We start from the raw sequence: 12,611 nt of genomic DNA, 5'->3' as shown, positions 1-12,611 counted from the left end.
GAATTGTTGTTTGGCGGGTGGGTTGCCCCCTCATCCGACCCTTCGGGCCACCTTCTCCCCGAGGGGAGAAGGGAACTGAGGCACCGCCGCGAGCCTCTTCTCCCCTCGGGGAGAAGGTGCCGGCAGGCGGATGAGGGGGCGCCTCATGTTCAATGCGCCGGCGACTTGATCGCCGGATAGAGCGCCCGGTAGCGGGCGTATGCTGTGTCGTATGCTTCCGAGAGTGCTGCGACCGGTTCGATGGTCTCGTCGGTTTTCGGTGCCGAGCAGACGGAGAGCGGGTCGGCGCCGGCGGCGGCGATGAGGCCTAGGCGCGCAGCACCGAAGGCCGCGCCGAAATCGCCGTCAGCTGGAATATCCACCGGCACGCCGAGAGACGTGGCGATCGACTGCAGCCAATAGCGCGAGCGTGAACCGCCGCCGATGGCGGTAACGCGGGAAATCGAGGTGCCGGCGGATTTCAGGGCTTCGAGATTGTCCCTGATCGCAAAGGTCACCCCTTCCACGACCGCCTGGGTCAGCACCGACCGGCTGCTTTCGTGTTCGAGGCCGATGAAGGCGCCGCGGATGGCCGCATCGTTATGCGGCGTGCGTTCGCCGGAAAGATAGGGCAGGAAGGTGACGCTGGAGGGAGCCTTCAGCGTATCGCCGAGTTCCTGGGTGAGTTCCGCGGCGGTCTTGCCGGTGATGAGCGAATACCAGTTGAGTGCGTCGGTCGCCGACAGGATGACGCCCATCTGGTGCCAGGTTTTCGGCAGCGCGTGGCAGAAGGCATGCACCGCGCTTTCAGGCTTCGGCAGATAGGAGGCGTTGGCGGCAAACAGCACGCCGGACGTGCCGAGCGACACGAAGGCCTGGCCTTCCGCCACCGTGCCCATGCCGCAGGCCGAGGCCGCATTGTCCCCTGCCCCACCGGCAATCACAACGCCCTCGCCCATTCCCCATTTGTAGGAGAGCTCGCCGCGCAGCTTGCCGGCCTGCTCGGTTCCCTCGACCAGCGACGGCATCTGGCTTTCGGTAAGGCCCGTGGCGGAAAGCAGTTCGGACGACCACTTGCGGGCGCCGGTATCGAGCCAGGACGTGCCGGCCGAATCCGACATTTCCGAAATATGCTCGCCGGTCAGCCACAGGCGCAGGTAATCCTTCGGCAGCAGCACCTTGGCGACCTTCGTGAAAATCTCCGGTTCGTTTTTGGCGACCCAGACGAGCTTCGGAGCAGTGAAGCCGGGGAAGACGATATTGCCGGTGAGCTTGCGGAAAATCGGGTTCGCATCGAGGGCTGCGGCTTCCTGATGCGAACGGGTATCGTTCCAGAGGATGCAGGGGCGTAGCACCTTGTCTTCGCTGTCCAGCAGCGTCGCGCCGTGCATCTGGCCCGAAAGGCCGATGCCCTTCACCGCCGCGAGCTCCTTCGGGAATTTTGCCTTGAGGCCGGCGACAGCCTCTTCGGTGGCGCGGATCCAGTGGGCCGGATCCTGCTCCGACCAGCCCGAATGTGGACGCGAGACGTCGAGCGAGCCGCTCGCCGAACCGATGATCTTCTGATCGCCGTCGATCAGCATCGCCTTGACGCCCGAAGTGCCGAGATCGAGACCGAGATACATGGTGTTTCTCCTAATGCTCCGCCCTTCAGGGCAGATTGTCTTTCAAGAATATGTCGATACGGATGCGTTCCTGGGCGGCAAGCACCGGCAGGCCGTCCGCCTTGGCCTTCAGCACGCGGATCGCGCTTCTGACTTCGTGGCCCGCATCCTGGTTCAGCACCGCGTCAATGGTGCCGTCGGCAAGTGCTGCGCGGGTCGAGGCGGTCAGTTCGTGCGCGATAACGAGCGGTCGGCTGGGGCCGTGCGCCGCCTGCAGCGCGCGGATGAGGCCGCGGTTGCCGGCACCGAGACTGTAGATGCCGGCGATGTCCGCATTACGACGCAGCGCGTCCGCGATCATCGTCTCGGCAAGCACCGGATCGTCGCGGCCCTCGAGGACGGGCAGGATATGAACGTTCGGATAGGCTTGGGCGATCACGGTCGAAAAACCTTCCAGCCGCTCTCGATGGTCGCGCACCAGCATGGAGCCGGCGAGCACCGCGACGGTCGCCCCTCGTTCGCCGAGGGAAGGCCCGTTGAGGAAACGCCCCATCAGGCTGCCCGCAGTGCGGCCGGCTGCAATATTGTCGATGCCGGCATAATGGTCGCGGGAGGAATCCGGCAGGTCGGAGACCAAGGTCACCATCGGGATGCCGGCCTGACGCAGGTGCTCGGCGGCCGCGCGGACTTCCGGCGCGTCGATCGCAACGAAGGCAACGCCCGCCGGTTTTTCGGCAAGCACGGCCTCAAGGGCTGCTACCAGCGCGTCAGGGTCGAAGGGCGGTACGTCGACGATGCGGATATCGGTGCGCTCGAAGCTGGACCGGGCGACCGCGCCGCGCACCTCTTCTGTGAGGCCGATCATGAAGGAATTGTCGTTGGCCGGCAGGATGAAGACGAAGGAATAGGTCCGGCTTTTGGCAAGGTTGGCGGCGGCGAGATCGCGCACATAGCCGAGCGAGGCGATTGCCTCCTCCACCTTGCCGCGGGTGACGGAACGCACGCCCGGCCGGCCGTTGAGAACCCGGTCGACGGTCGCAAGGCTGACGCCCGCAATCTTTGCGATGTCATGAACTGTGGGCTTCATGAATTCCTCCGCCGACCGTGTTAGCGGAAATTCTGAGGTACGTAAATCAAAATTTGAGGTACGTGTTTCAACAACGCTGGACGCCAAAGAAAAAGGCCGTCACGTGTGTGGCGGCCCTCTTCCCGGCGGTGGAATGCTGGAATTTAATGCCCGCCGCCACCAGCGCCCGCGGGGCGGCCTGGCTTGGCGATGAGGAAGACAAAGAAGATCAGGCTTCCGAACAGCGCCGTCAGGATGAAGAACACATCCATGAAGGACAGCAGCAGGGCCTGTTGGGTGATGATGCCGGAGATCTTCTGGAGCGCCACGGCGCCGCCGTCGAGACCCAAGGCATTGTAATTGGCCCCGACGTTGTCGAGCCAACTCAGCGCAGCCGGATTGCCGTAGTTCACATGCTCCGAAAGCCGGGCATAATGCTCGTCGGAGCGCTGGGTCAAAGCCGTATTGATGATCGCAAGGCCGACCGCGCCGCCGAGATTACGCGTCAGGTTGAAGAGACCGGAAGCGCCCTGGATACGTTGCGGCGAAAGCGTTCCGAGCGCGATATTGCTGATCGGCACCATGCACATCATCATCCCGAACCCGCGCAGGATCTGCGGCAGAAGCAGTTCGTAGAAATCCCAGTCGGCGGTGATGCCGGTCATCAGGTAGGTGCCCATCGCGAAGGCGCCGAAACCGACCGCCATCAGGATGCGCAGGTCCACGCTGCTCGACAGCCTCCCGACGAGCGGCGCGGAGACGAACATGGCGATACCCGAGACGAACATGGTCTCGCCGATCATCAGCGAATCGTAATGACGGATGCGGCCGAGATAGAGCGGATAGAGATAGGTGAGCCCGTAAAGCCCGACGCCCATGATGAAGGAGAACAGCGATCCGAAGGCGAAATTGGCGTTGCTGAATGCTCGGAGATCGACGATCGGGAACTCGACCTTGAAGGCCCGCCAGAAGAACACCACCGCACCAACAGTGACCAGGACCGCACCGACGACGATCTTGTCGTCGCTGAACCAGTCCTTGTTGTTGCCCTCTTCCAGCACGTATTCCAGCGCGCCGAGGAAGACACCCATGGAAGCAAGCCCCCACCAGTCGAATTTCTTCATCAGTTGAAGCTGCGGCTTGTCGAAGTCGATCAGCGTAAAGGTGACGGCCGTCACGATGATGCCGGGGATGACGTTGACCAGGAACAGCCAATGCCAGGAGAAGGAATTGGAAAGGTACCCGCCGACCGTCGGGCCGATGGTTGGCGCGAGCGTCGCGACAAGTCCGATGATCGGCGACACGATGCTGCGCTTCGACGGCGGGAAGATGGTGAAGGCCGCAGCGAAGACAGAGGGGATCATGCCGCCGCCGATGAAGCCCTGGATGGCGCGGTAGACGATCATCTGGTCGATATTCGTCGCGGTGGCGCAAAGGATGCTGGACAGCGTAAAGCCCGCGGCACAGATGGCGAAGAGGTAGCGCGTCGAGATGATACGCGCCAGCGTTCCCGACAGCGGGATCATGATCACTTCGGCGATCAGGTAGGAGGTCTGCACCCAGGCGATTTCATCCGAACCGGCGGAAAGGCCGGCCTGGATTTCCGCGAGCGAAGCCGAGACGATCTGGATGTCGAGGATCGACATGAACATGCCGAAGACCATCGCGAAGAAGGCGATGAGCTTGCGTCTGTCCATCGGCTGGTCGGCGGGCATCGCCATAGGGGATGCGCCCGCCGTGGCTGTTGCTCCTGCCATGGCCGCTCTCCTTGGTTCTCTTTACTTGGCAGCGACAGCGCCGATGCCAGGCGCAGTGCGGGTGTCGACGTCGACGACGACACTCAGGCCGGCGCGAAGATGCTGACGCTCCAGGTCTTCCTTGGGGATCGAGATGCGCACCGGAACGCGCTGCACGACCTTGGTGAAGTTGCCGGTCGCATTTTCCGGCGGCAGCATCGAGAAGACGGCACCGGAAGCCGGCGCGATCGACACGACCGTGCCGGTGATGTTGTGATCGTCATAGGCATCGACATGCACGCGAACCTTGGAACCCGGCTGCAGATGGCCAAGCTGAGTTTCCTTGAAATTCGCCTCGATATAGAGCTCGGTCAGCGGCACCAGCGACGCGAGCCGCTTGCCCGTCGAGACGAGATCACCCGTCTGGACGGAGAGATTGCCGATGACGCCGTCATAAGGCGCCTTCAGGACAGTGAAGTTCAGATCGCGCTGGGCCTGGTCGCGGGCGAGCTCCTGGGTGCGGATCGTGTTGACCGCTTCGTCGCGCTGCGCATGCAGAAGGCCGATATTGGCCTGAGCCGAGGCAACCGCGGCCTGGCCGGCGACGAGATTGGCGCGGGCCTGTTCGAGCGCGATCTGGGCACTGTCGAGCGCGGCGGCGGTGCCGACGGCGCTTGCCTGCAGGCTCGTCGCGCGCTTCTGGATGATCTCGGCGCCGCGGACAGCAGCTTCGAGAGCGCCTTGCTGGGCCTGGGACTGCTTCAGCGCCGCTTCGCCGCCGACGATCTGCGCGTCGATCCGCAACACTGCGAGATTGGCGGATTCTATGGCGGCCTGCGCCTTGCGAAGTGCGAGCTGGTAGTCGCCGTCGTCCAGCGTGACGAGCGGATCGCCGGCCTTGACGGCCTGGTTTTCGACGACGTTCACCTTGGCGACGTAACCGGAAACCTTCGGCGAGATGACCGCGATATCGCCTTCGACGTAAGCATCGTCCGTCGAAACCAGGAACCGGCCGTCGATCCACCAGTTATAGCCGTACCAGCCGGCGCCACCAAGGAGGGCAAGCGCGATGATCGGCAGCAGGAGGCCGCGGCGCTTCTTCTTTTCCGGCGCTTTGGCAGCGGCCGGGGCCGCAATCGCCTCGGCAGCCGCAGGCTGTTCGGCCGCAGGCGAAGCCTTGCGGGCTTCAGCCTCCGAAAGGTCGACATTTTCCGTCGTCACGGCGCGCAATGCGCCGGTATTGTGAGAGGCCGTCATCTTCATATACCGTCTTGGGAGCGTCTTATTTCATCGAACCGATCGGTTCAGCGACCTTGACTTAGACCTTTCGATGACACATATCAAGAGCAATCGAACCGCTCGGTTCGAAAAGGTTAAAAAAGGGCATCGAAATGGCCAGGCAGACAAGGAAACTGGAAAAAAACGATCCGATTGCCGCCGGACGTTTCGCAGCGGGCGAAGACCCGGCGAAACGGGAACAGATTATCGACGGGGCAAAGAGCGTCTTTATGAAGCTCGGCTTCGACGCGGCGAGCATGAACGACATCACCCGCGAGGCGGGCGTTTCTAAAGGCACGATCTACGTTTACTTCCAGAACAAGGAAGACCTGTTCGGGGCGATCGTGGCGCGCGAACGCGAGCGGATCACCCTGCGTATGCGCGACATCCTCGCAGGCAGTGAGGAAGTCGAGGACGGTCTCTACCGCTTCGGGATGGGATTTGTGACCCATATCACCTCTCCGCAGGTGATCGGCGCGATGCGCACCGTCATCGGCGTCGTCGATCGTCTTCCAAACATCTGTCATCACTTCTTCAACTCACCGTCTCAAAACGTACGCACAGTTCTTGAGGATTTCCTTAAGCGTCATATCGCGCTCGGCAATCTGAAGATCGAGGATACGGACCTGGCGGCGCGTCAGTTCATCGATATGTCGAGCGGCACATTTTTCAAGTTCCGCCTGTTTGGCGATCTCGATGACGTGCCGCCCTTCCGCGAAATCGACCGTGCTGTTACGGGGGCGATCCGGGTATTCATGGCAGCCTACGGCCTGCATAACGCTTCCGTGACGACAAAAACCAAAGAACATGCCTGATTTCAGGAGGTTGTAACGCAACCTCCTCTTGTCTTTGCATCTCCAGTCCTTAAATCGGGACGGCAATTACGCCTTGCGATTGAAAGAAGGGAATGTTGATGCAGGATATCGTCGCGCTGGTTCAGGATCCGGCCGCCTGGGTGGCGCTCGTCACCCTCGTCGTCATGGAAGTCGTGCTCGGCATCGACAACCTGATCTTCATCTCGATCCTCACCAACAAGCTGCCACCCGAAAGCCGCGAACGCGCCCGCAGGATCGGCATCGGCCTGGCGCTCGTCATGCGTCTCGCCCTGCTCGGCACCGTCGCTTGGATCGTCCAGCTTACCAACCCGATCTTCGAGGCCTTCGGCCACGGCTTCTCGTGGAAGGATCTGATCCTGATCGCCGGCGGCCTTTTCCTTGTCTGGAAGGCAACCAAGGAAATCCACCATTCCGTCGATGTCGACGACCATAAGGAAGACCTGGTCGGCGCCGGCAAGGACGTGCTCAAGATGAGCTTCGCATCTGCAATCGGCCAGATCCTGCTGCTCGATCTCGTCTTCTCGATCGACAGCATCATCACCGCCGTCGGCATGACCCCTCACCTGCCGATCATGGTCGTCGCCGTCATCGCCGCCGTCACGGTGATGCTGATCGCCGCCACTCCGCTTGCCAATTTCATCGAGAAGAACCCGACCATCGTCATGCTGGCGCTCGCCTTTTTGCTGATGATCGGCGGCACCCTGATCGTCGAAGGTTTTGGCGTGCACGTGCCCAAGGGCTATATCTACGCCGCCATGGCCTTTTCCGCCGGCGTCGAGGTGCTCAACATGGTGGCGCGCAACGCCCGCAAGAAGAAAAAGGGCAGCGGGACGACGCTGCACTGATGGTGACGTTTCCCTTCCGTCAAGTCGAGCATCGCCTTGATGCCATATTCAGCATATGCTAGATAAAGCATCAAATGGCGCGAGCGACCTTAATCATGGATCGGAAATTTCATCTGGATGATGGAAGGATCATCCAGATGAAGGTCTGGCAGCTTCCGGATCCCAACGCGGAACGTCCACATGGATTGAAATATTCGCTTTTCTTCGGACGCCCGGGAGAGCGAATTATTGGCTACGACAACGAATTTGGGAAAGGCGATCACCGCCATTATCGCGATCATGAGGAGCCCTATCGTTTCGAGAGCCTCGAACGGATGATCGGGGATTTCGAAGACGATGTCCGCCGGGAGTTGAAGGTATGAGCGAAGTTCGGATCCACGTTTCTAATATGGACGCGTTTTTCGAAAACGCGACAAGGGCTGGAGCGCGGATCGACGCCGGCGATTTCAGCCTGCAGCCGGGCGAGATTGCCTTCGAAAGCATGGATCTTCTCTTAAAGGTGCTGACCGCCAATCGCTGGCGGCTTCTGCGCGCCCTGAAAGCGGCTGGCACCTCCTCGATCCGCCAGCTCGCTCATTCCCTGAAGCGGGATTATCGCGGAGTCCATGCCGACGTGGTCGCTCTGGCCGAGGTCGGTCTAATCGAAAAGACTGCGGAGGGTCTGGTCAAGGTTCCCTGGGATCGCATCACGGCAGAAATGGCGATCACTGAAGCGGCCTAGTTGGAAGGCAAAGAATTGCTCCGACTTTGCCGGGCCACTCAGCTCTTCGCCAGTTCCCGCTCGACCGCCTCGACCAGCCGAATGTCCTGCGCATCGACGTCAGGCGCGAAGCGGGCCTTGATCTCGCCGTCGCGGCCGATCAGGAATTTTTCGAAATTCCAGACAATCTCGCCGTCTTCGACTTCCATGCCGAAGCCGCGCAACTTTTCCTTCATCGGGCCGTCGCCGGTGGTCGGAACGCCGGAGCCGGTGAGGCCCTGGTAGAGCGGATGCTTGTCCTCGCCCTTGACAGAGATCTTCGAAAAGATCGGAAATTTGACGTCGTAGGTGAGCTGGCAGAATTCGACGATCTCGGCATCCGTGCCGGGCTCCTGGCCCTTGAAGTTGTTGGCCGGGAAAGCGGTGATCACGAAACCATCGCCGCGCTTGTCTTCGTAGAGTTTTTCGAGGCCTTCATACTGCTTGGTCAGGCCGCATTTCGAGGCGACGTTGACGACTAGCATCACCTTGCCTTTGTATTCCGAAAGCGTGGTCTCGCGGCCATCGGCCAGCTTCACCGGCACGTTCAAAACATCAGTCATCGACAAATCTCCATTTAAAACAATCTGGTCGTTTTGCCGCGACACCCTATCGAAGCGGCACCGGTTGTCCAGTGGACGGGCGCCCTGTCGATCAGTCGCGCCGGAACTTTGAACTCGTCTCCGCATTGATGGGCCCGATCGCCGCGAGCTTCGACCAGTCTCGGTTTTCGGCCGGAGGCGTTTCTGATGGCGGTGGCGATCGGCGCCGGCTGCGATTTCCTCACCCCGGTCGGCCGCCAATGCAACACGCTGGTCTTCGGCCCCGGCGGCTACAAGTTCTCTGACTATCCCCGCCTCGGCCTGCCGCTTTCTTTCCTGATCATCCTCGTCAGCGTGCCGGCACTGCTCTATGTTTGGCCGGTAAGGTAAGGTTCAGGGCCAAAAACCTTGACGCTTGCGGCTGAATATGGCCTAAGCCTGCGCCAATCCGCATTTCAAAAACAGGCTTGGCGCCTTCCCGGCCGCCACAGATAGAGCATTCTTCATGATCGCCACGAAGCCCCGCGTCCGCATCGCCCCCTCGCCGACCGGCGAGCCTCATGTCGGCACCGCCTATATCGCGCTGTTCAACTATCTCTTCGCCAAGAAACATGGCGGCGAATTCATCCTGCGCATCGAGGATACCGATGCGACGCGCTCGACGCAAGAATTCGAGGACAAGGTTCTGGACGCGCTGCGCTGGACTGGCCTGACCTGGGCGGAAGGCCCGGATGTCGGCGGTCCCTACGGACCCTACCGCCAGTCCGACCGCAAGGACATGTACCAGCCCTATGCCCAGCAGCTGCTCGACAAGGGCCATGCCTTCCGCTGCTTCTGCACGCCCGAGCGGCTCGAGCAGATGCGCGAAGGCCAGCGCGCCGCCGGCAAGCCGCCGAAATACGACGGTCTTTGCTTGAACCTGACGGCCGAGGAAGTGACCTCCAAGATGGCGGCCGGCGAAGGCTCGGTCATCCGCATGAAGATCCCGACCGAAGGCTCCTGCGATTTCCATGACGGCGTTTACGGCGACGTTTCGATCCCGTGGGATTCGGTCGACATGCAGGTGCTGATCAAGGGCGACGGCATGCCGACCTACCATATGGCCAACGTCATCGACGACCATCTGATGAAGATCACCCACGTGGCGCGTGGCGAAGAATGGCTGGCATCGGTGCCGAAGCATATCCTACTCTACCGCTATTTCGAGTGGGAGCAGCCGGTGTTCATGCACCTCTCCTTGATGAGGAATGCCGACAAGTCGAAGCTGTCGAAGCGCAAGAACCCGACCTCGATCTCCTATTATTCCGCGCTCGGCTACCTGCCGGAAGCGCTGATGAACTTTTTGGGCCTGTTCTTCATCCAGATCGCCGAAGGCGAAGAGATGCTGACCATGGACGAACTGATCGAGAAGTTCGATCCGGACAACCTCTCCAAGGCCGGCGCGATCTTCGACATCCAGAAGCTCGACTGGCTGAACGGCCGCTGGATCCGCGAAAAGCTGACGCCGGACGAATTCGTCGCCCGCACGCTGGAATGGGCCATGGAGAATAGCCGGCTGACGGAAGGCCTGAAACACTCGCAGAGCCGCATTTCCAAGCTCGGCGAACTGCCGAACCTTGCCGGCTTCCTGCTGTCCTCCGATGTCGGCCTGACGCCGGCCTCGTTTGCGGGCCTGAAGACCAGCCCGGCCGAGACGCTGGAAATCCTCACTACCGTCCAGACGGATCTGGAAAAGATCCTGGAATGGAATGTCGAGACGATCGACGCCGAACTGCGCGCGGTGGCCGACAAGCTCGCCAAGAAACTGCGCGTCGTCACCCCGCCGCTGTTCGTCGCCATGTCTGGTTCGTCGCGCTCGCTGCCGTTGTTCGATTCGATGGCGCTGCTCGGCCGGTCCGTGGTGCGCCAGCGGCTGAAGATTGCAGCGACAGTGGTGGCATCCATGGTGGGCGACGGAAAGTAAGAAACCGCATGCCTTCATATTGAAGGTGGATGTACAGCATACCCCCCTCTGCCCTGCCGGGCATCTCCCCCTCAAGGGGGGAGATCAACCAGAGGCGCCACCTCCGCCCTAACCAGCGTCGAATGCTGGGCATGCGATGACAGAGAGAGGGCGATGAGCAAGCTCCATCCGATCTCCCCCCTTGAGGGGGAGATGTCCGGCAGGACAGAGGGGGGGTAACCCCAACGAAGACAGCCCGAAGAAGGCGAAACACGATGACCGAGAACACGACCGAAACCGCCCTCTCCTCCGACGCCACACAGGTGCGCGCCCAGAAACTCGCTTTGCTTCGTGAAAAGATCGGCGATGTCTATCCGGCGCATTTCCACCGGACGATGACCAATGCGGAGCTGGCCGAGAAATACAAGAACCTGGAAGCGGACGTCGAGACACAGGACATCGTCACCGTCGCCGGCCGGGTTTATTCCTCGCGCAATTCCGGCATGTTCATGGATATCCATGACGCATCGGGCAAGGTGCAGATCTTCTCGCACAAGGATACCACCCCGCAGGAAGCCCGCGACCTTTTGCCGATGGTCGATATCGGCGACATCATCGGCGTCACAGGCGTCGTGCGCCGCACCAAGCGCGGCGAGCTGACCATCAACGCCCAGAACATCACCATGCTCACCAAGTCGCTGCTCCCCATGCCGGAGAAGTGGCATGGCCTCTCGGATGTCGAGCTGCGCTACCGCAAGCGCCATCTCGACATCATGACCAACGAGGAGTCGAAGCTCCGCTTCCAGCAGCGCAGCCGCATCGTCTCGGGCATCCGCCGCTTCATGGAAAACGACGGCTTTATGGAAGTCGAAACCCCCATGCTGCATTCGGTCTATGGCGGCGCCACAGCCGAGCCGTTCAAGACCCATCACAACACGCTGAAGCTCGACATGTACCTGCGTATCGCGCCGGAATTGTTTCTGAAGCGTACGCTGGTTTCGGGCCTCACGGACAAGGTGTTCGAGATCAACCGCAATTTTCGGAACGAAGGCGTCTCGACCCGGCACAACCCCGAATTCACGATGATGGAGTGCTATTGGGCCTATGCCGACTACGAGGACATCATGGACCTCGTCGAGCGCATGTTCTCGACATTGGCCATGACCATCCACGGCACGACCGAAGTGAAGTTCGGTGACAAGGAACTGTCCTTCAAGGGCCCGTTCAAGCGCGTGCCGATGCCCGATGCGGTCAAGGAAGCGACCGGCATCGATTTTCTTGCCATGAAGACTGACGAGGAAGCCCGCACCGCCGCCAAGGCCGCCGGCTTCGCGGTCGAGAAGGATTGGACCTGGGGCGAATGTCTCGCCTTCATCTTTGAGGAAAAGGTCGAGGGCACGCTGATCCAGCCGAGCCACGTGACGCATTTCCCGAAGGACATCTCACCCTTCGCCAAGGAAGTGCCGGGCGAACCGCGCCTCGTCGAGCGCTTCGAGACCTATTGCAACACCTGGGAACTGGGTAACGCGTTTTCCGAACTCAACGACCCGGAAGAGCAGCGCAAGCGCATGGTCGAACAGCTGGAACAGGCGCATGCCCGCGGCGAAAAGGACAAGCAGCTCGACGACGAATTCCTGGATGCGATCGACCAGGGCATGCCGCCCGCGGGCGGCCTCGGCATCGGCGTCGACCGCCTCGTCATGCTGCTGACGGACTCACCGTCGATCCGCGATGTGATCCTGTTCCCGGCGAGACGCGCCAAGGCGGATTGATAGGGTTCGCCTGCCACCAAGGCCACCACGGTCGTCATCCTCGGGCTCGACCCGAGGATCCACCGGCTGGGCATTGCGGATGCTGGGTCCTCGGGTCAAGTCCGAGGATAACGTGGGGAGGCTAAGACCTCCCCCTACTCAATGCACAACCTTGGCCACCGGGTCCTTCGCATCCGAAGCCGAAGCCGCCTCTGCGGGTTTTGCGGGTGCCGCTGGAGCCGGTTGGCCCCTGAGCTTTGCGAGCCATTCGGCGCCGGCGGCGTCCGCGTCCG

The 12,611-nt window shown here is 61.3% G+C and carries 11 protein-coding genes and 1 pseudogene; 7 read left to right on the top strand and 5 right to left on the bottom strand.

Translation table 11 applies throughout. From position 1 onward, the window contains the following. Positions 1-149: 149 nt before the first annotated feature. From xylB to MOV61_RS05310, 4 genes are all read right to left on the bottom strand, one after another. Positions 150-1,604: a xylulokinase gene (gene xylB, locus MOV61_RS05325; RefSeq protein WP_247135844.1), complete on the bottom strand. Its 1,455-nt coding sequence runs from the start codon at positions 1,602-1,604 to the stop codon at positions 150-152. A 25-nt stretch (positions 1,605-1,629) separates the two neighbouring features. Beyond that, positions 1,630-2,670, bottom strand: a complete 1,041-nt coding sequence (locus MOV61_RS05320; protein WP_247135843.1) for a LacI family DNA-binding transcriptional regulator — start codon at positions 2,668-2,670, stop codon at positions 1,630-1,632. A 143-nt stretch (positions 2,671-2,813) separates the two neighbouring features. Then, positions 2,814-4,406 carry a DHA2 family efflux MFS transporter permease subunit gene (locus MOV61_RS05315; RefSeq protein WP_247135842.1) on the bottom strand — a complete coding sequence of 531 codons (1,593 nt, stop codon included), beginning with the start codon at positions 4,404-4,406 and terminating at the stop codon, positions 2,814-2,816. A gap of 21 nt (positions 4,407-4,427) precedes the next feature. Next, the gene (locus tag MOV61_RS05310) at positions 4,428-5,642 is read right to left on the bottom strand and encodes an HlyD family secretion protein (RefSeq protein ID WP_247135841.1); all 1,215 of its coding nucleotides are present in this window, start codon (positions 5,640-5,642) and stop codon (positions 4,428-4,430) included. A 134-nt stretch (positions 5,643-5,776) separates the two neighbouring features. Here MOV61_RS05310 and MOV61_RS05305 point away from each other — a divergent pair, with 134 nt between their 5' ends. The 4 genes from MOV61_RS05305 to MOV61_RS05290 all read left to right on the top strand — a co-directional run bounded on the left by MOV61_RS05305 (position 5,777) and on the right by MOV61_RS05290 (position 8,065). Then, positions 5,777-6,478: a TetR/AcrR family transcriptional regulator gene (locus MOV61_RS05305; RefSeq protein WP_038545406.1), complete on the top strand. Its 702-nt coding sequence runs from the start codon at positions 5,777-5,779 to the stop codon at positions 6,476-6,478. Between the two features lie 98 nt (positions 6,479-6,576). Next, a complete protein-coding gene (locus MOV61_RS05300) occupies positions 6,577-7,344 on the top strand; it encodes a TerC family protein (protein WP_247030989.1) in 768 nt (255 codons plus the stop codon). A gap of 74 nt (positions 7,345-7,418) precedes the next feature. Continuing rightward, positions 7,419-7,706: a DUF6516 family protein gene (locus MOV61_RS05295; RefSeq protein WP_247135840.1), complete on the top strand. Its 288-nt coding sequence runs from the start codon at positions 7,419-7,421 to the stop codon at positions 7,704-7,706. Beyond that, positions 7,703-8,065, top strand: a complete 363-nt coding sequence (locus MOV61_RS05290) for a hypothetical protein (protein WP_172724028.1) — start codon at positions 7,703-7,705, stop codon at positions 8,063-8,065. The genes MOV61_RS05295 and MOV61_RS05290 overlap by 4 nt, the downstream gene beginning before the upstream one ends. A gap of 38 nt (positions 8,066-8,103) precedes the next feature. Here MOV61_RS05290 and MOV61_RS05285 read toward each other — a convergent pair whose 3' ends face one another. Further along, entirely contained in the window at positions 8,104-8,646 is a 543-nt protein-coding gene (locus MOV61_RS05285) for a glutathione peroxidase (RefSeq protein WP_247135839.1), read from the bottom strand. Between the two features lie 125 nt (positions 8,647-8,771). Between MOV61_RS05285 and MOV61_RS05280 the strand changes: the two are divergent. The 3 genes and pseudogenes from MOV61_RS05280 to lysS form a co-directional block, all read left to right on the top strand. Beyond that, positions 8,772-9,015: pseudogene (locus MOV61_RS05280) on the top strand (SLC13 family permease); the annotation flags it as partial. Between the two features lie 115 nt (positions 9,016-9,130). Continuing rightward, positions 9,131-10,588 carry a glutamate--tRNA ligase gene (gene gltX / locus MOV61_RS05275; protein ID WP_247135838.1) on the top strand — a complete coding sequence of 486 codons (1,458 nt, stop codon included), beginning with the start codon at positions 9,131-9,133 and terminating at the stop codon, positions 10,586-10,588. Positions 10,589-10,842: 254 nt separating this feature from the next. After that, entirely contained in the window at positions 10,843-12,339 is a 1,497-nt protein-coding gene (gene lysS, locus MOV61_RS05270) for a lysine--tRNA ligase (RefSeq protein WP_247135837.1), read from the top strand. Positions 12,340-12,611: the final 272 nt, after the last annotated feature.

The organism is Neorhizobium sp. BETTINA12A (assembly GCF_023006485.1).
Taxonomy (GTDB): domain Bacteria; phylum Pseudomonadota; class Alphaproteobacteria; order Rhizobiales; family Rhizobiaceae; genus Neorhizobium.
This window is presented reverse-complemented; position numbering and strand designations above follow the sequence as displayed.